This window comes from Streptomyces sp. NPDC001700 (genome assembly GCF_053596435.1).
This window is the reverse complement of the sequence record NZ_JBSFGE010000025.1, coordinates 109,859-127,279: the sequence shown is the minus strand read 5'-3', so window position 1 is coordinate 127,279 and position 17,421 is coordinate 109,859. Positions and strand designations below refer to the sequence as shown.

The 17,421-nt window shown below is 71.5% G+C and carries 17 protein-coding genes and 1 rRNA gene; 14 read left to right on the top strand and 4 right to left on the bottom strand.

Annotation, left to right across the window (positions count from 1 at the left end):
- The 9 genes from rrf to ACWC5C_RS34015 form a co-directional block, all read left to right on the top strand.
- Positions 1-91 (top strand): 5S ribosomal RNA (gene rrf, locus ACWC5C_RS34055); the annotation flags it as partial.
- A 73-nt stretch (positions 92-164) separates the two neighbouring features.
- On the top strand, positions 165-821 hold the full coding sequence (locus tag ACWC5C_RS34050; RefSeq protein WP_450881820.1) for an HAD family hydrolase: 657 nt from the start codon (positions 165-167) through the stop codon (positions 819-821).
- A gap of 25 nt (positions 822-846) precedes the next feature.
- Complete coding sequence (locus ACWC5C_RS34045; RefSeq protein WP_450881818.1) at positions 847-2,055, top strand: MFS transporter; 1,209 nt, start codon at positions 847-849, stop codon at positions 2,053-2,055.
- The gene (locus tag ACWC5C_RS34040; protein ID WP_450881816.1) at positions 2,024-3,196 is read left to right on the top strand and encodes an acetoin utilization protein AcuC; all 1,173 of its coding nucleotides are present in this window, start codon (positions 2,024-2,026) and stop codon (positions 3,194-3,196) included. The genes ACWC5C_RS34045 and ACWC5C_RS34040 overlap by 32 nt, the downstream gene beginning before the upstream one ends.
- Positions 3,197-3,287: 91 nt before the next feature.
- Positions 3,288-4,103: a phosphatase gene (locus ACWC5C_RS34035; protein ID WP_385440860.1), complete on the top strand. Its 816-nt coding sequence runs from the start codon at positions 3,288-3,290 to the stop codon at positions 4,101-4,103.
- A 130-nt stretch (positions 4,104-4,233) separates the two neighbouring features.
- Positions 4,234-4,443 (top strand): helix-turn-helix domain-containing protein, encoded by a 210-nt coding sequence (locus ACWC5C_RS34030; RefSeq protein WP_014053989.1) that lies wholly within the window; start codon positions 4,234-4,236, stop codon positions 4,441-4,443.
- A gap of 122 nt (positions 4,444-4,565) precedes the next feature.
- Positions 4,566-4,664 (top strand): 30S ribosomal protein bS22, encoded by a 99-nt coding sequence (locus tag ACWC5C_RS34025; protein WP_003948845.1) that lies wholly within the window; start codon positions 4,566-4,568, stop codon positions 4,662-4,664.
- 195 nt (positions 4,665-4,859) lie between these two features.
- Entirely contained in the window at positions 4,860-5,903 is a 1,044-nt protein-coding gene (locus ACWC5C_RS34020; RefSeq protein WP_450881813.1) for an NAD-dependent epimerase/dehydratase family protein, read from the top strand.
- Between the two features lie 13 nt (positions 5,904-5,916).
- The gene (locus ACWC5C_RS34015) at positions 5,917-6,960 is read left to right on the top strand and encodes a lysophospholipid acyltransferase family protein (RefSeq protein WP_450881811.1); all 1,044 of its coding nucleotides are present in this window, start codon (positions 5,917-5,919) and stop codon (positions 6,958-6,960) included.
- 43 nt (positions 6,961-7,003) lie between these two features.
- On the opposite strand, the gene ACWC5C_RS34010 is transcribed toward ACWC5C_RS34015, so the two are convergent.
- From ACWC5C_RS34010 to ACWC5C_RS33995, 4 genes are all read right to left on the bottom strand, one after another.
- Positions 7,004-8,251 carry a DUF5667 domain-containing protein gene (locus tag ACWC5C_RS34010; RefSeq protein ID WP_450881809.1) on the bottom strand — a complete coding sequence of 416 codons (1,248 nt, stop codon included), beginning with the start codon at positions 8,249-8,251 and terminating at the stop codon, positions 7,004-7,006.
- A 204-nt stretch (positions 8,252-8,455) separates the two neighbouring features.
- The gene (locus tag ACWC5C_RS34005; RefSeq protein ID WP_385440850.1) at positions 8,456-9,241 is read right to left on the bottom strand and encodes an ECF subfamily RNA polymerase sigma factor, BldN family; all 786 of its coding nucleotides are present in this window, start codon (positions 9,239-9,241) and stop codon (positions 8,456-8,458) included.
- A gap of 469 nt (positions 9,242-9,710) precedes the next feature.
- Positions 9,711-10,634, bottom strand: coding sequence for an HAD family hydrolase (locus ACWC5C_RS34000; RefSeq protein ID WP_450881807.1), 924 nt, complete (start codon positions 10,632-10,634; stop codon positions 9,711-9,713).
- A gap of 107 nt (positions 10,635-10,741) precedes the next feature.
- On the bottom strand, positions 10,742-11,020 hold the full coding sequence (locus ACWC5C_RS33995) for a glutaredoxin family protein (RefSeq protein WP_450881805.1): 279 nt from the start codon (positions 11,018-11,020) through the stop codon (positions 10,742-10,744).
- Between the two features lie 346 nt (positions 11,021-11,366).
- Between ACWC5C_RS33995 and ACWC5C_RS33990 the strand changes: the two genes are divergently transcribed.
- The 5 genes from ACWC5C_RS33990 to hemB are packed head-to-tail and all read left to right on the top strand — an operon-like array spanning position 11,367 to position 17,323.
- Entirely contained in the window at positions 11,367-12,200 is an 834-nt protein-coding gene (locus ACWC5C_RS33990) for a redox-sensing transcriptional repressor Rex (RefSeq protein ID WP_450881803.1), read from the top strand.
- Positions 12,197-13,696 carry a glutamyl-tRNA reductase gene (locus tag ACWC5C_RS33985; protein ID WP_450881801.1) on the top strand — a complete coding sequence of 500 codons (1,500 nt, stop codon included), beginning with the start codon at positions 12,197-12,199 and terminating at the stop codon, positions 13,694-13,696. The genes ACWC5C_RS33990 and ACWC5C_RS33985 overlap by 4 nt, the downstream gene beginning before the upstream one ends.
- On the top strand, positions 13,693-14,661 hold the full coding sequence (gene hemC / locus ACWC5C_RS33980; protein WP_450881799.1) for a hydroxymethylbilane synthase: 969 nt from the start codon (positions 13,693-13,695) through the stop codon (positions 14,659-14,661). The genes ACWC5C_RS33985 and hemC overlap by 4 nt, the downstream gene beginning before the upstream one ends.
- The gene (locus ACWC5C_RS33975; protein ID WP_450881797.1) at positions 14,658-16,322 is read left to right on the top strand and encodes a uroporphyrinogen-III synthase; all 1,665 of its coding nucleotides are present in this window, start codon (positions 14,658-14,660) and stop codon (positions 16,320-16,322) included. Before hemC ends, ACWC5C_RS33975 begins: the two co-directional genes overlap by 4 nt.
- Positions 16,319-17,323: a porphobilinogen synthase gene (hemB, locus tag ACWC5C_RS33970; protein ID WP_450881795.1), complete on the top strand. Its 1,005-nt coding sequence runs from the start codon at positions 16,319-16,321 to the stop codon at positions 17,321-17,323. Before ACWC5C_RS33975 ends, hemB begins: the two co-directional genes overlap by 4 nt.
- Positions 17,324-17,421 lie beyond the last annotated feature (98 nt).

The following is a 17,421-nucleotide window of genomic DNA, read 5'->3' as shown; positions in this document are numbered from 1 at the left end:
GCCCGGTTACATTCCGAACCCGGAAGCTAAGCCTTTCAGCGCCGATGGTACTGCAGGGGGGACCCTGTGGGAGAGTAGGACGCCGCCGAACAATCATTGGAAAAGGCCCTGTTGGGAGCTTGAAGCTCCCGACAGGGCCTTTTCGTGTTTGTAGGCTGCATGCCATGCGCTACGACATGGTCATCTTCGACAACGACGGAGTGCTCGTCGACAGCGAGCCGATCTCCAATCGGCTCCTCGCGGGCTATCTCACCGAGCTGGGGCATCCCACCAGCTACGAGGACTCCCTGCGGGACTACATGGGCTCCGCCATGCACCGCATCCACGACCTGGTCCTGGAGCGCACCGGACAGCGGCTCCCCGCCGACTTCGACACCACCTTCCACTCCCGCGTCTTCGCCGCCTTCCGCCAGGAGCTGGAGCCCGTCGCCGGGATCGCCGCGACGCTGAGCGGGCTGCGGGCGGACGGGATTCCGTACTGCGTCGCCTCCTCCGGAAGCCATGAGCGCATACGGGTCGCCCTGCGGAAGACCGGGCTCTACGACTTCTTCGGCGAGGACCGCATCTTCAGCTCCGAGGACGTGGGCCGCGGCAAGCCCGCCCCCGACCTGTTCCTCCACGCCGCCAAGAACATGGGCGTCACCCCGGAGCAGTGCGCCGTCGTCGAGGACAGCCCGCTCGGCGTGCGGGCCGCCGTGGCCGCCGGGATGGACGCGTACGGCTACACGGCCATGACCCCGGCCGACCGGCTCCCCGGCGCCCTGGCCCACTTCTCCGAGATGGCCGAACTGCGAATAGTGCTCAGCTCTACCCACAAGTAGCGCCGGGGGCCTACGCTCCTCGGCCATGACGGATACGCGCCCGGGCCCGCGGCTGCGGCATGGCCGGGCCTCGCTGGCCATCAGCTTCTTCATCCAGGGCGCGATCTTCGCTCTGCTCGTGACCCGGATACCCGCGCTGCAGGACCGCTACGGGATATCCGACGCGATGCTGCCCGCCTTCCTCGCCGCCGTGCCCGTGCTGGCCGGGGTGGGCAGCGTCGCCACCGAACACCTCGTCAAACGCGTACGGCCCGGCCGGGTGCTGCGCTGGGTCCAGCCCGTCGTCTCGCTCGCCCTGCTCGCCGCTGGATCGGGCACGGCCGTGTGGCAGCTCGCCGTCGCGCTCGCGGTCTTCGGCCTCACCGTGGGCGCGCTCGACGCGTCGATGAACATGCTCGGGGTGAGCCTGCAGCGTGCGTACGGGCGCAGCATCATGCTCGGCTTCCACGCCGCGTACAGCCTGGGCGGGATCGCCGGGGCCTCGCTCGCCTGGGCGGGCGCGCACTGGGACCTGGCGCTGCCCGTGCTGTACGCGCCGCTGGTGGCGGTCCTCGTGCCCGTCGCGTTCATCGCGGCCCGCTGGTACGCGGACGACGAGAGCGGCCGGGAGAAGGACAACACGGCGCAGGGCGGGGCCGTGAACATGAAGCTGCTGATGCCGCTCTGCCTCGTCATGGCCTTCGCCTACATCGGCGACTCCACGGTCTCCAACTGGTCCGCCAAGTACCTGGAGGACGTGCTGCACAGCTCCGACCAGCTGGCGACGGTGCCGTACAACGTCTATATGGTCACCACCCTTCTCGGCCGCACCTTCGGTGACCTCGGCGTGCGGCGCTTCGGGGCGGCCGCCGTCGTCCGGGCCGGGTCGCTGCTCGCGGCGGGCGGGTTCGCGGTCGTCGCGGCGGCGCCCGGCGCCTGGGTGGGGATGCTCGGGTTCACGCTGCTGGGGCTCGGGCTGTGCGTGCTGGTGCCGCAGACGTTCGCCGCCGCCGGGCGGCTCTTCCCCGGGGCATCGGACGCGGCCATCGCGCGCCTGAATATCTTCAATTACGTGGGCTTTCTGATCGGTTCGCCGCTCGTGGGCGCGCTGGGGGGCGCGTGGAGCTATCGCGGGGCGATGCTCGTGCCGATGGCGCTCGTCCTCGTGACGCTGGTCTACGCGAGGTCGTTCACGGCTGCACCAGCCCGATACGGTGACGGGCATGAGCGGCCGCGCACAGTTGATGTGGGATGAGGAAGTAACCCGGTACGACTTCGGCGCCGGGCATCCGATGGACCCGGTCCGGCTCGCGCTGACCATGCGGTTGGTGGAGGCGTACGGGCTCGACCGGGCGGTCGGGGTGGTGGCCGCCAAGGCGGCCGGCGACTCGACGCTGCGGCTGGTCCACCACCAGGAGTACATCGACGCGGTGCGGCGGGCGTCGGCCGATCCGGCGGCCGCGGACGGTTCGTACGGGCTCGGGACGATGGACGACCCGGCGTTCGCCGGAATGCACGAGGCGTCGGCGCTGATCGCCGGGCAGTCGGTGGGCGCGGCGGAGAGCGTGTGGCGCGGCGAGGCGCTGCACGCGGTGAACTTCGCGGGCGGGCTGCACCACGCGATGCCCGGCGGCGCCTCCGGGTTCTGCGTCTACAACGACGCGTCGCTGGCGGTGGCCCGGCTGCTGGAGCTGGGCGCCGAGCGGGTCGCGTACGTGGATGTGGACGTGCACCACGGCGACGGCGTGCAGGCGGCGTTCTGGGACGATCCCCGGGTGCTGACCATCTCGCTGCACGAGCACCCCCGCACCCTCTTCCCGCAGACCGGATGGCCGGAGGAGACCGGCGGTGCGGGCGCCGAGGGCTCCGCGGTGAACGTGGCGCTCCCGGCCGGGACCGGGGACGCGGGCTGGCTGCGGGCCTACCACGCGGTCGTGCCGGAGCTGCTGGCCGCCTTCCGCCCGCAGGCGCTGGTGACCCAGCACGGCGCGGACACCCACATCGAGGACCCGCTCGCGCATCTGGGCGTGACCGTGGACGCGCAGCGCGCGGTGGCGGAGAGCTGCCACCGGCTGGCCCACGACCACGCGGACGGCCGCTGGGTGGCCCTCGGGGGCGGCGGCTACGCGGTGGTGGACGTGGTGCCGAGGTCGTGGACGCATCTGGTGGCGATCGCGGCGGGGCGTCCGGTGGAGCCCGAGGCCGAGGTGCCGGAGGAGTGGCGGAGCGAGGTGTACCGGCGGACCCGGCTGGAGGCGCCGCGCCGGATGACGGACGGGCGCGAGCCGCGCTGGCAGGACTTCGCCGAGTCCGGCTACGACCCGGCGGACCGCCTGGACCAGGCGATCCTGGCGACCCGCCGGGCCGCCTTCCCCCACCACGGCCTGCTCCCGTAACTCTTACTTTCGTACGCCGGGGTTAGGCCGACCGTGGGAACTCGGGGCGTTCGCCCCCGGGCGCGGTCGGGGATCCAGCAGCATCGGTGGGGTGTTGAGTACCGCCGCGCTGCGTGCGCATCTGCTGGCGGCGCGGCTCGCCGGGCCGGTGACCACCAGCCGGGAGGAGAGCCTCCGCCGCTACCGGCTCTTCGCCGCCCGCGACCCCCGGGTGCTGCTCGGTCTGGAGCCCGAATACGACTGGTCGTTCACCGAATTGCTCCGCCTCATGGGGAGTAAATGCGGGGTTTCGGTCAACCCGGCCCATGTCTCCGGGCACGATGTGATCGACCCGGAACGTACGATCGCTGCCCTGCAGACCTTCGCGGACCGCCTCCGGGCGGCCGCCGAGACCCGGGCACCGGTGCTCCTGGGCACCGGCCACCCCCACCGCCTCCTGGGTTTCTACGCCGCCTTGGCGTCGGCCCTGTCGGCGGCAGGGTGCCCTGTTCTCACCCCCGCGCAGGGTAGATGTGTCGACATAACGACTCGTTTCGGCGTACGTACGTACCAGCTCACCTACGTACGGGGAGTCGCGATGGTGCGGGAACCCGGCGCCCGGCCGACCGCGAGTGAGCCGGGCGCCCACAGTCACTCGCCCCTCCCGGTTCGCGTCGCCCTCGCCTGTGCCGCGGAGTCCGGAGGGCCGCTGCCGGGGCTGGTGATCGGGGACCACGGATGGGTCTGCGGAGCAGGTCAACTGGGGTTTGCCGCGATCGGACTGGGCGATACCGACGACCCCGCGCTGTTCGTCGGGGAAGCCGAGGGACAGGTGTCCGTGGCCGTTCCACTTGATGACGCTGTGCGGTCTGGTTACTACCGGCCGCTTACTCGCTATGTACTCAATCGAGCGTGTCTGTCACAGTAGGCGTGCGATCGCTACTCCTCTTCCCCACTCGCATCACCCGCCCCTAACCTGGGGATGAGCGCGCATGCGAGAGGAGTCACCGGAGGGGAAGCCGGTGCCCGACATGTGCGGAAGGTTCAGGTGGTGTGTCATGGCTGCTGGCGAACGGCCTCTGAATGAGGTTCAGTTTCTGACCGTGGCGGAAGTCGCCTCGGTGATGCGAGTCTCCAAGATGACCGTGTACCGCTTGGTGCACAGTGGTCATCTGCCGGCGATCAGGGTGGGCAGGTCCTTCCGGGTCCCGGAGCAAGCGGTGCATGAGTACCTCCGCGAGTCCTATGTGGGGGTGGAGTCCGCTTAGGCCTCTAAGGTCGTCGACCCTCGGATTACGTGGTTCGCCCGGTGGCGGGTAGGCTGGCCCGATGTAGGTCGTGTGGGCTCGGACGCCCCGCACCGAGTGATTCGAAGTGAGCGAGGGTAGTCGTGGGCTCTGTTATCAAGAAGCGGCGCAAGCGGATGGCGAAGAAGAAGCACCGCAAGCTGCTCAAGCGCACGCGCGTCCAGCGTCGTAACAAGAAGTAAGACCAGCGACGCTGTGTTCGTCCCGCAGCCCTTCCACCCATGGTGGAAGGGCTGCGGTGCGTGCGGCGGGGGCCCCGGCTTAAAACGTCGCACCGCGCGGCGAGTGGTCATCACAGCGCAACATCGAACGGTTACGGTGGTCCGCACAGCCCGGCTCGGAATGCTCGGACGAGGGTGGGAAGGAAGGCGCTGATCTTGGGAAAGGTCGTGCTTGTCACCGGAGTCGCCCGCCGGCTGGGGGGCCGATTCGTACGGCGCATACAGCGCGAGCCGGACGTCGACCGGGTCATCGGAGTGGACGCGGTCACTCCCGAACACCAGCTGGGCGGAGCCGAATTCGTCCGCGCCGACATCCGCCACCCCACGATCGGGAAACTCCTCGCCGAGTTCGGCGTCGACACCGTCGTCCACATGGACATCAACGGCACCCCGCTCGGCGCCCGAGGCAATCGCACCTCGGTCAAGGAAACCAACGTCATCGGCACCATGCAGCTGCTCGGTGCCTGCCAGAAGGCGCCGTCGGTCCAGCGGCTGGTGGTGAAGTCCAGCACCAGCGTGTACGGCTCCGCGCCCCGCGACCCCGCCGTCTTCAGCGAGACCACCCCGCCCAAGTCGCTGCCGAGCGGTGGCTTCGCCAAGGACACCGTCGAGGTCGAGGGGTACGTACGCGGCTTCGCCCGGCGCCGCCCCGATGTCGCGGTGTGCGTGCTGCGCTTCGCCAACATCCTGGGGCCGTGCGCGGACTCCCCGCTCGCCGAGTACTTCGCGCTGCCGGTGCTGCCCACCGTCATCGGCTACGACCCGCGGCTCCAGTTCGTCCACGAGAAGGACGCCCTGGAGGTGCTGCGGATCGCCGCCTCCGAGCCGCGCCGCTCCACGCTCAACAGCGGCACGTTCAACATCGCGGGCGACGGGGTGCTGCTGCTGTCCCAGGCCGCCCGGCGGCTGGGCCGCCCCACCCTGCCGCTGCTGCTGCCGACCCTCCGGTGGGCCCGCACCGCGCTGCGGTCCCTCGGCATCACCGACTTCTCGCCCGAGCAGATCCGGCTGCTCACCCACGGCCGGGTGGTGGCCACGACCCAGATGCGCGAAACCCTGGGGTTCGATCCCGAGTACACCACCGCCGGCGCCTTCGCGGACTACGCGCACAGCCGCGGTCCCGGGCTGCTCCCGCCCGAGACCCTCGCCCGTACCATCGACCGGCTCGGCGCACTGCTGCCCGCCGGAGCCCAGAAATGAGGAGCGCACCACCATGGCGGACGCCAAGGTCATTCCGTTCGGTGAGGAACCCCGGTCCCGGCGGAAGGGACTGCGCGCGGGCCGTTCGAACCGGTCCCAGGGCCCGCTGAAACCCGTACCGCAGCAGCGCGACGAGGAGCTGGAGCAGCACCCCGAGACCTCTGCGGCGGCCGCCCCGCCCATGCCCCCGCACCCGCCGAAGCGGGCGCCCGGCGGCGGCGACTGGGAGCGCAAGCTCGCCCAGGGCTTGAGCTTCCTGCGCCGCCGGATCACCGGCGAGTACGAGGTCGACGACTTCGGCTACGACGAGGACCTCACCGACCAGGTGCTGATGTCGATGCTCCGCCCGATGTACGAGAAGTACTTCCGGGTCGAGGTGAAGGGCATCGAGAACATCCCGGAGAGCGGCGGCGCGCTCGTGGTCGCCAACCACTCCGGGGTGCTGCCGCTGGACGGGCTGATGCTCCAGGTCGCGGTGCACGACAACCACCCCGCCCAGCGCCATCTGCGGCTGCTCGCCGCCGACCTGGTCTTCGTGCTGCCGCTCATCAACGAGCTGGCCCGTAAGGCCGGTCACACCCTTGCCTGCGCCGAGGACGCCCAGCTGCTGCTGGAGCGCGGTGAGGTCGTCGGGGTGATGCCGGAGGGCTTCAAGGGGATCGGGAAGCCGTTCGCGGACCGGTACAAGCTGCAGCGGTTCGGGCGGGGCGGCTTCGTCTCGACGGCGCTGCGCGCCGGGGCGCCGATCGTGCCGTGCTCGATCGTGGGCGCGGAGGAGATCTACCCGATGGTCGGGAACGCGAAGACGCTCGCCCGGCTGCTGGGGATCCCGTACTTCCCGGTCACGCCGACGTTCCCGCTGCTGGGACCGCTGGGGGCGGTGCCGCTGCCGACGAAGTGGACGATCCAGTTCGGCGAGCCCATCCCGACGGACGGGCATCCGCCGGAGGCCGCGGACGACCCGATGCTGATGTTCAACCTGACGGACCAGGTAAGGGAAACGATCCAGCACACGCTGTACAAGCTCTTGGTGCAGCGTCGCTCGGTGTTCTTTTAAGTGATCGCGGTCGGGTCCGGCGGTGCCGGACCCGACCGACCGATCACCTCGTGTCGTCGCCGTCGAGGTCCAGACCCGGCAGCAGGTCGGGCAGCAGCGGCGGGATCGTGATGTCCGGCTGGGACGGCTTGCCGCCGCCCGTCTCGCCCTTGCCCGTGGACGGGCTCGGCGTGGCCGCGCCGGTCGGCGGGTCCAGCAGACCGCCCGCGCCGCCCACCAGGCCCTGCTCCTCCGGAGCGGCCGACGCCGACGGGTGCGGCTTGGCGGAGGCGTCACCGGGGCGGCTGTGGCTCGGGGTGGCCGGGGAGGACATCGGCTGGCCGCGCTCCGGCTCCACCGCGCCGGGGCGCGGCGGCAGCTCGCCGCTCGGCTGGCCGGACTCACCCTGCTGCTCCCGGGAGGTGGGCAGCAGTGAGCGCAGCGGGCCGACCTCATCGTCTATGGCGTCGAAGACCGAGCTGACCTGCTCGCCGACGTCCATGAGCTGGACCGGCAGCTGATCGCGCAGGCGGCTCCAGCCCTCGCGGTGCGACGTGGTGAAGGTGGACAGCTCCCGCATCGCGCCGAGCGAGCCGTCCCGCTTGTAGACCTCGCGCAGCAGCCGGTGGCCCTCGGAGGCGTCGTGGCGCATCCCGGACAGGGCCCGGCGGATCTCGCCGAGCTGGTCGTGGTCGAGGTCGCCGGAGCGGGCCCGCTCCATCAGTCGGCGCGCCTCGCTCAGCCGGGTGGACGCCTGGTCCAGATAGATCCGGCCGCGGTCGGCGTCGCCGTCGGCCATCTCCAGCTTCAGGCCCTCCATGCCCCGCTTGACCCCGTAGAGGGTGTCGCCCGGGAGCGCGTCGGAGCTGGCCGCGGCGACGCCGCCGAACGCGCCCGCCGCGACTCCCACGGTGAGCCCCCCGGCCGCGAGCCCCTTGGACCAGCGGGAGCGGGGCCGGAGTCTGGCCACCGGGGGTTTCGCCCGGTGGGCGCCGCTGCTGCGGCGGCGCTGCTCGGGGACGCGGGACGCGCCGTCCGCGAAGGCGGCCTCCATGGCGGCGATCAGCTGGGCCCGCTGGGCGGTTTTGACGTCGGCGGACAGTGTCGGCGCGGGCAGTTCGCCGAGCTGCCGCGCCACGCCCATCAGCCGCTGCTGCTGGCCGGGGCTGTCCGTCGCCGGGCCGGACGGTTCGGGCCCGGCCGCCCCGTTCGTGTCCTGGGACGCCTGGTGCCGGCTCTCCAGAGCCTCCAGGGCCTCCAGCGCCTCGGCGAAGGCGTTCGCCCGCCGGTGCGCCGATACGTTCGCGATCACGGGCGGCACCTCCTCTTCTCGTGACGGTCGACTCCCCAGGACACCCAGAGGTTCCGTGCCGTGCGCGCGTCCACCCGATCGAGTGAGGGGACTACGGGCAGGGTACGACCGCGAGGCGCCTGCATCTCCCACAACGAGCGGCGCAGCACAGGGGTTACGCCCTCCCGATGATCGGACCACACGTCGCGCCCGCGCTGCCCGGGGTCAGCGGGCGTCGTCCGGCAGCAGCCGCGCGAGGGTGCGCACGGCCCGGTACTGCAGGGTTTTGATCGCGCCCTCGTTCTTCCCCATGACGCGGGCGGTCTCGGCGACCGAGAGGCCCTGGAGGAAGCGGAGCGTCACGCACTCCTGCTGCTGCGGGTTGAGTTTTCGCACCGCTTGCAGCAGCGCCGCGTTGGAGAGGGACTCCAGGACGGAGTCCTCCGGGCTGCGCTCGACCTCGTTGGCGTCGAGCATCTCGCCGGTGGTGACCTCCAGCCGGAAGCGGCTGGACTTGAAGTGGTCGGCGACGAGGTTACGGGCGATCGTCACCAGCCAGGCGCCGAAGTCGCGGCCCTGCCAGGTGAACGTCCCGATGCGGCGCAGGGCGCGCAGGAACGTCTCGCTGGTGAGGTCCTCGGCCGTGGCCCGGCCGCCGACGCGGTAGTAGATATAGCGGTACACCGTGTCGGCGTACTGGTCGTAGAGGCGCCCGAAGGCCTCGGCCTCGCCCGCCTGGGCGCGCTCCACGAGGTCCATCATCCGGCGGCTGTCGCTGTCGGCGCTGGGTCGGCGGGCGGTGGAGGTCGAGGTCGAGGTGGAGCCGCGGGTTCGTCTGCCGACCGCCGCTCCGCCATCGGTGAGGGCATAGCAGGGACTGGCAGGGACGGGCGAGGCGAGGGCGAAGGCGGGGACGGCATACGCGGTGGGGACGAAGCCGCGCAGACAGTCGAGGACCGTTGCGCGCAGCGTAGCCAGGCCCGAGGCGTCAACCCCGACGTGTGGGTACACGGGACTCCCAGAGGCAGAGCTTCCATCACGTGCAGTACGGGACCGTTCACCCGCCGTAGGGACGCGTGGGTACCGGTTTGCGTCTAAGGAGAATAACGCTTCGTATAGGCGGCGCTACACCCAGTTGCTCAAATCATCGTTTCCGTCTGCTTCGTTATGGGTTGATGACTGATCAAGTGCCGAATGCAGTATGGGAGTTGATCGAAAACCTTCGCTGCTTGTGCGCCGGTATGGCGTGTTGTGACAAACCAGCGGTAAGGGGACTGGCGGGGGCGCTATGGGGCAGCAAGCGCGGATTGACTGAAACGGGACGGACGCGGTCGTTCGATGACCCGCCGCATCGCTGCCCAAGCCGTCACGCAGCGCGACGATCAGTCAAGGGCGGGCATGCCCGGTCACCCTCGTACGGCGACGGTCGGTCACGGTGCGCGGCCCGCCGGAGGGTGTCCCCGGTGCCTTAAGAAGGGTCCTAGCGCCTGCGACGGTGGAGGGCCACCGCGGCGGCCGTGCCGCCCGCCACCGCGCCCACCCCGGCCGCGGCCGGGATGCCGATGCGGGCCGCCTTGCGGCCGGTGCGGTAGTCGCGCAGCCGCCAGCCGCGATCGCGGGCGTGTTTGCGCAGCTGGCTGTCGGGGTTCACGGCGTAGGGGTGGCCCACGATCGACAGCATCGGGATGTCGTTGGAGGAGTCGCTGTACGCCGCGCAGCGGTTCAGGTCGAGCCCCTCGGCCGCCGCGAGGGCCCGTACGGCCTCCGCCTTCGCCGGGCCGTGCAGCGGTTCGCCGACCAGTTTGCCGGTGTACACGCCGCCGACGGACTCGGCCACCGTCCCCAGCGCCCCGGTCAGCCCCAGCCGCCGGGCGATGATCGTCGCGGTTTCGACGGGGGCCGCGGTCACCAGCCACACCCGCTGCCCGGCGTCCAGGTGGGCCTGGGCGAGGGCCCGGGTGCCGGGCCAGATGCGGTCGGCCATGTACTCGTCGTAGATCTCCTCGCCGATGGACATCAGCTCGGCGACCCGGTGGCCCTTGACGATCGACAGCGCGCTGCTGCGCACGTCCTCCATGTGGGCCGGGTCCTCGACTCCGGCCATCCGGAACCACGTCTGCTGCCAGGCGAAGCGGGCCAGCTCGCGCTTCTGGAAGAAGTGCCGCTTGTAGAGGCCGCGGCCGAAGTGGAAGAGCGCGGCGCCCTGCATGACCGTGTTGTCGAGGTCGAAGAAGGCGGCCGCCTGCTCGTCGCCGACCACCGGGAACTCCGGCTCGGCGGCGGTCTGCGGCGCCGGGGTCTCGGCCGACGACTTGCGCGCCGCCTCGGCCGAAGCCTCTCCGGCGAGGACGCTCCGCTCCGTGGCGGGTCGTCGACGGCGGGTTACCCATCCCAGTGCGGCCATAGAGCGAGCATAGCCATGCCCATGGCGCTCACCGTTACGCCAGGGTGTCGGGCGGATTCAGGTTGCGCGAAAGGGGGGCGGGCGAAGCCGGGCCGTACGGCGGTCCGTCAGCCGCCGAGGGCGGCGCGCAGCCGCTTCGGATCGACCCGCCAGAAGTCGTGCTGGGCGCCGTCGACCAGGACAACCGGAATCTGCTCCCAGTACTTCCGGTACAGCTCCTCGTCCTGGGTGATGTCCTTCTTCTCCCAGGGGGTGCCCAGCTCGCCGCAGACCTTCTCGATCACGGCCTCGGCGTTCTCGCAGAGGTGACAGTCGGGCTTGCCGATCAGCGTCACCGTGCGCTCGCTGGGCTTCTTGCGGGGGCTACGGCGCAACAGCGGACTCATGGGCTCCATGATGCCCGGACCGACGAGTTCGGCGGCGGGGCCCCGGTCGGTTTACGATCGTGGGCGATTTGTTGCTGTCCGGGGGTAAAACGGTGAGGAGTGAGGGCCCGTGCTCCCCTCGGTGGCTCCGTCGGCGCCCGCGCGGTACGTGCGCGTCCATGGGGAACGGTGCGACGCTGGTGGTGGTTCCGTGGCCAGGTCGAAAAGGCGCGTGACACCGGTCACTTTGCTCGGACAAAGCGGACACCATCTTTGTGCACGCGTTCACAAAGACATAGCCTGCTGTCGATGGGGCGGCCTCACGCCATCCGGCCGCCCGCAGCCCCGCTCTACCCGCAGGAGCACCGTGGCAACTGGCCGAACTCACCGACCGGCGACCCGAAGCCGAGGAATCCCCGAGGCCACCGTCGCCCGGCTACCGCTGTATCTGCGTGCCCTGACCGCGCTCTCCGAGCGCTCGGTCCCCACGGTGTCCTCCGAGGAACTCGCGACCGCCGCCGGGGTCAATTCGGCCAAGCTGCGCAAGGACTTCTCGTACCTCGGCTCGTACGGCACCCGGGGTGTCGGCTACGACGTGGAGTACCTCGTCTACCAGATCTCGCGGGAACTCGGCCTCACCCAGGACTGGCCGGTCGTGATCGTCGGTATCGGTAATCTCGGCGCCGCGCTCGCCAACTACGGCGGCTTCGCCTCCCGTGGCTTCCGGGTGGCCGCGCTGATCGACGCCGATCCGGCGATGGCCGGGAAGCTGGTCGCGGGCATCGCGGTGCAGCACACCGATGAGCTGGAGAAGATCATCGACGACAACGGGGTCTCGATCGGCGTGATCGCCACCCCGGCCGGTGCCGCCCAGCAGGTCTGTGACCGCCTCGTCGCGGCCGGGATCACCTCGATCCTCAACTTCGCGCCCACCGTGCTCTCCGTTCCGGAGGGGGTGGACGTCCGTAAGGTCGATCTCTCCATCGAGCTGCAGATCCTCGCCTTCCACGAGCAGCGCAAGGCGGGCGAGGAGGCCACCCCTCCCGAGCGGGAGACGGCCGGGACCGGTGAGCCGGGTGTCGCGACGACGCCCAAGCCCACCGCCTCCGCCGCCGCGAACCGCCCGGCCGCCGGTGCGTCCGGTGGCGACGGCCCTCGGCAAGGACCTGACGGGGATGTGCCCGCCGTGATGCCGGCATGAGTCTCCTCGTCGTCGGAATGAGTCACCGCAGCGCGCCCGTGAGCGTGCTGGAGCGCGCTGCCCTGGTGGGGGACGAGCAGGCGAAGCTGCTGCAGGACACGCTCGCCGCCGATCCCGCCACCGAGGCCGCGGTGCTGGCCACCTGCAACCGGATCGAGCTGTACGCCGATGTGGACAAGTTCCACGCCGGAGTGGCCGAACTGTCCACCCTGATCGCCCAGCACACCGGCGTCGGCCTGGACGAGCTGACTCCGTATCTCTATGTGCACTACGAGGACCGGGCCGTCCACCACCTCTTCTCGGTGGCCTGCGGGCTGGACTCGATGGTCGTCGGCGAGGGCCAGATCCTCGGCCAGATCAAGGACGCGCTCGCGCTCGGGCAGGAGCTGCACACCGCGGGCCGGATGCTGAACGACCTCTTCCAGCAGGCGCTGCGGGTCGGCAAGCGGGCACACAGCGAGACCGGGATCGACAAGGCCGGTCAGTCGCTGGTGACCTTCGGCCTGGAGCAGCTGGCCGGGGCCGGGCCGGTGCCGGACTGGGCGGCCGGGAAGCGCGCGCTGGTGATCGGCGCGGGCTCGATGTCCTCGCTGGCCGCGACGACGCTCGCGCGGGCCGGTGTGGCAGAACTGGTGATCGCCAACAGGACGTTGGAGCGGGCCCTGCGGCTCGCCGAGTCCCTCGCGGGCCACCACGCCGGGCTGGGTGCCGACGTCGCCGTCGCCGACCTCGCGGCCGACGCCGCGCGGGAGGCCGGTCCGGACGAGCGGCCCGGTCTGATCGCCCGTGCCGTACCGCGCGACCGGGTCGGAGGCGAGCTGCCGCACGCCGACATCGTCGTCTCCTGTACGGGCGCGACCGGCCTGGTGCTGACCGCCGACGATCTGCGCACCGCGCTCACCCAGCGGGCGGGCTGCCCCACGGGCGGGCACGCCGCCACCGTCTCGCTGCTGGATCTGGCGATGCCGCGCGACATAGACGCGGCGGCGCACCGGATCGAGGGGCTGCGACTGGTCGACATCGAGTCCCTCGCCGAGGCGGCCGCCACCCCCGCCGACGGCTCGGGCTCCTCCGCCGCGCTGGCCGCCGACGTCGACAAGGTCCGCGGAATCGTCTCCGCCGAGGTGTCCGCCTTCGGGGCGGCCCAGCGCGCCGCGCACATCACGCCGACCGTGGTCGCGCTGCGTACCATGGCGGCAGATGTCGTCGCGAGTGAGATCGCCCGGCTCGACGGACGCCTGCCCGACCTGGACGACAAGCAGCGCTCGGAGATCACCCAGACCGTGCGCCGGGTCGTCGACAAGCTGCTGCACGCGCCCACCGTGCGGGTCAAGGAGCTGGCGAGCACCCCGGGCGGCGCGGGCTACGCGGACGCGCTGCGCGAACTCTTCGACCTCGACCCCCAGGCGGTCGCCGCCGTCAGCCGGGCCGACACGGGCGGTCCGGGCCGCGCGGCCGCCGCCGAACCGAACGACCCGAAGGGAGGCCGGGCATGACCACCGCCCCCGCCACCCCGCTGCGGCTGGGGACCCGCCGCAGCGCGCTCGCCATGGCCCAGTCCGGCCTGATAGCCGACCGGGTGCGCGAGCTGACCGGCCGCCCCGTCGAGCTGGTCGAGATCACCACGTACGGGGACGTCTCGCGCGAGCAGCTCGCGCAGATCGGCGGCACCGGCGTCTTCGTCTCGGCGCTGCGCGAGGCGCTGCTGAACGGCGAGATCGACTTCGCCGTCCACTCGCTGAAGGACCTGCCGACCGCCGAGCCGGAGGGCCTCACACTGGCCGCGATCCCGCGCCGCGGGGACCCGCGCGACGCGCTCATCGCCCGCGACGGCCTCACCTTCGAGCAGCTGCCGTCCGGCGCCCGGATAGGCACCGGATCGCCGCGCCGTGCCGCGCAGCTCAACGCCTGGGCACGGTCGTCCGGGCTCGCTGTCGAGACGGTGCCGATCCGTGGCAACGTCGGCACCCGGATCGGCTACGTCCGCTCCGGTGAACTCGACGCCGTGGTGCTCGCCGCCGCCGGGCTGAGCCGCCTCGGGCGGATCGGCGAGGCGACCGAGATCCTCGACGCCGACCATGTTTTGCCCGCCCCCGGCCAGGGGGCCCTGGCAGTCGAATGTGCCGCGGCCGACGCGGAGATGACTGCCCTGCTCGCCGGACTCGACGACCCGCACACGCGGGCCGCCGTGACCGCCGAGCGTTCCCTGCTCGCCGCCCTGGAGGCCGGCTGCAGCGCACCTGTGGGGGCGCTGGCCGACCTGTTGGGCGACGGTCAGGTTGTCACCGAAATGCGCCTGCGCGGCGTCGTCGGCACGACCGACGGCTCGACGCTGGTGCAGCTGTCCACCACCGGTCCCGTACCCGCGTCGCCCGATCAGGCCGCGGACCTCGGTCGCGAACTCGCCGCCGAGATGCTCGCCAAGGGTGCGGCCGGTCTTATGGGGGAGCGAGCACTTTGAACCCCAACGCCCCTAACCATCCCGGCTGCGGGCACGTCACCTTTCTCGGTGCCGGCCCCGGAGATCCGGGCCTACTGACGCTGCGTGCCGTAGAGGCACTGGCCGCCGCGGACGTGCTGATCGCCGACCCGCACGTGCTCGACGTGGTGCGTACGCACGTCAGGCCGGGCGTGGCCGCGGAAGCTCAGGGCACGCCAGGGCACGCGAGCCCTGACGTGTCGTCAGGCTCCGCCGAGGTCCCGGTACTCCGGGACAGCACCAATCTTGTCATGGCGGCCGCGCGCGGCGGCAAGCGGGTCGTCCGCGCCGTCGCGGGCGACCCCGGTCTCGACGGATACGCCGCCGACGAGATGCTCGCGTGCGCCGCCGAGGGCATCGTCTTCGAGGTGGTCCCCGGTGTCGCGTCCGTGGTGGGCGTGCCCGCCTACGCGGGTGTGCCGCTGCGGGACTCCCAGGGCGCCGATGTGCGCTTCGTGGAGGCCCGTACCGCCGATGAGCGCTGCTGGAGCGAGGTCGGCTCGTCCGACGCGACGGCCGTCGTCTCCGCCACCCTGGAGACGGTCGCGGCCGCCGCGGGCGAGCTGGTGTCCGCGGGCCGTAAGCCGGACACCCCGCTGACGGTCACCGTCGCCGGTACGACCACCCGCCAGCGCACCTGGACGGCGACGCTCGGCACCATCGCGCAGGTGCTGAAGTCGGCGAAGGTGCTGCCGTCGCCGCAGGGCTCGCAGCCCGTGATAGCGGTCGTCGGCGAGAGCGGCGCGGCCGAGCGGCGCGACCAGCTGTCCTGGTTCGAGTCCAAGCCGCTGTTCGGCTGGAAGGTCCTGGTGCCGCGCACCAAGGAGCAGGCCGTCTCGCTCTCGGACCAGCTGCGTTCGTACGGCGCGGTGCCCAGCGAGGTGCCGACGATCGCCGTCGAGCCGCCGCGTACGCCGCAGCAGATGGAGCGCGCGGTCAAGGGCCTGGTCACCGGGCGCTACGAGTGGATCGCGTTCACCTCGGTCAACGCGGTCAAGGCGGTGCGCGAGAAGTTCGAGGAGTACGGGCTCGACGCCCGCGCGTTCGCCGGGATCAAGGTCGCGGCGGTGGGTGAGCAGACCGCCAAGTCGCTGATCGAATTCGGCGTGAAGCCGGACCTGGTGCCCAGCGGTGAGCAGTCCGCGGCCGGGCTGCTGGAGGACTGGCCGCCGTACGATCCGGTCTTCGACCCGATCGACCGGGTGTTCCTGCCGCGCGCCGACATCGCCACCGAGACCCTGGTCGCCGGGCTGATCGAGCTGGGCTGGGAGGTCGACGACGTCACCGCGTACCGCACCGTGCGCGCCTCGCCGCCGCCCGCCGAGACCCGTGAGGCCATCAAGGGCGGCGGGTTCGACGCGGTGCTCTTCACCTCGTCGTCCACCGTGCGGAACCTCGTCGGCATCGCGGGCAAGCCGCACAATGTCACTGTCATCGCCTGTATCGGCCCGGCCACCGCGAAGACCGCGGAGGAGCACGGCCTGCGGGTGGACGTGCTGTCGCCCGAGCCCTCGGTGCTCAAGCTGGCCGAGGCGCTCGCGGACTTCGGCGCGGCGCGGCGCCAGGCCGCGGTCGAGGCCGGGGACCCGGTCACGCGCCCGAGCGAGCGACGGCCCGGATCGCGAAGGAGGGCACGCTCTTGAGCACGCGCTACGGCGGTTTCCCCGGGGCCCGTCCCCGTCGGCTGCGTACGACCCCGGCGATGCGGCGCATGGTCGCCGAGACCCGGCTGCACCCGGCCGACCTGATCCTGCCCGCGTTCGTGCGGGAGGACCTCAGCGAGCCGGTGCCGCTGCAGTCGATGCCGGGTGCCCTCCAGCACACCCGGGACTCCCTGCGGAAGGCCGCGGTCGAGGCGGTCGAGGCGGGCGTCGGCGGGTTCATGCTGTACGGGGTGCCGGAGGAGTCCAAGAAGGACGCCGTCGGCACGCCCGGCACCGACCCGGACGGCATCCTCCAGGTCGCCCTGCGCGATGTGCGCGCCGAGGTCGGCGACGACATCGTGATCATGTCGGACCTGTGCCTGGACGAGCACACCGACCACGGCCACTGCGGCGTCCTGGACGCCGAGGGCCGGATCGACAACGACGCCACCCTGGAGCGCTACGCCGAGATGGCCCGCGCCCAGGCCGACGCGGGCGCCCACACGGTCGGCCCGAGCGGCATGATGGACGGCCAGGTCGCCGTCATCCGCGAGGCCCTGGACGGCGCCGGTCACCAGGACGTGTCGATCCTGGCCTACACCGCCAAGTACGCCTCCGCCTTCTTCGGCCCGTTCCGCGAGGCGGTCGGCTCGTCCCTCAAGGGCGACCGCAAGACGTACCAGCAGGACCCGCCCAACGCCCGCGAATCGCTGCGCGAGCTGGAGCTGGACCTGGCCGAGGGCGCCGACATGGTCATGGTCAAGCCCGCCCTGCCGTACCTGGACATCCTCCACCGCATCGCCGAAGCGGTGGACGTCCCGGTGGCCGCGTACCAGGTCTCCGGCGAGTACGCGATGGTCGAGGCGGCCGCCGCCAACGGCTGGATCGACCGCGACCGCGCCATCATGGAGTCCCTGACCTCCATCCGCCGCGCGGGCGCGGGGATGATCCTCACGTACTGGGCCACGGAGGTCGCACAGCGACTGAACCGCGGCGAGTAGTTCTTTCTTGCTCTGCTGAACGAGCCGGAAGCGCGCGATGCGCTTCCGGCCCGTCGGCGTTTCGCCCGGGTGACATGCTGGGAGCCGCGTCGGCAAAG

What these genes read in the sequence shown, in the direction of transcription:
- ACWC5C_RS34040 (WP_450881816.1), top strand. Translation starts at nt 2,024, where the DNA reads ATGAGCGGCCGCGCACAGTTGATGTGGGATGAGGAAGTAACCCGGTAC.
- ACWC5C_RS34015 (WP_450881811.1), top strand. Translation starts at nt 5,917, where the DNA reads ATGGCGGACGCCAAGGTCATTCCGTTCGGTGAGGAACCCCGGTCCCGG.
- ACWC5C_RS33995 (WP_450881805.1), bottom strand. Translation starts at nt 11,020, where the DNA reads ATGAGTCCGCTGTTGCGCCGTAGCCCCCGCAAGAAGCCCAGCGAGCGC.
- hemC (WP_450881799.1), top strand. Translation starts at nt 13,693, where the DNA reads ATGACCACCGCCCCCGCCACCCCGCTGCGGCTGGGGACCCGCCGCAGC.
- ACWC5C_RS33985 (WP_450881801.1), top strand. Translation starts at nt 12,197, where the DNA reads ATGAGTCTCCTCGTCGTCGGAATGAGTCACCGCAGCGCGCCCGTGAGC.
- ACWC5C_RS34045 (WP_450881818.1), top strand. Translation starts at nt 847, where the DNA reads ATGACGGATACGCGCCCGGGCCCGCGGCTGCGGCATGGCCGGGCCTCG.
- ACWC5C_RS34000 (WP_450881807.1), bottom strand. Translation starts at nt 10,634, where the DNA reads ATGGCCGCACTGGGATGGGTAACCCGCCGTCGACGACCCGCCACGGAG.
- ACWC5C_RS34050 (WP_450881820.1), top strand. Translation starts at nt 165, where the DNA reads ATGCGCTACGACATGGTCATCTTCGACAACGACGGAGTGCTCGTCGAC.
- ACWC5C_RS34030 (WP_014053989.1), top strand. Translation starts at nt 4,234, where the DNA reads ATGGCTGCTGGCGAACGGCCTCTGAATGAGGTTCAGTTTCTGACCGTG.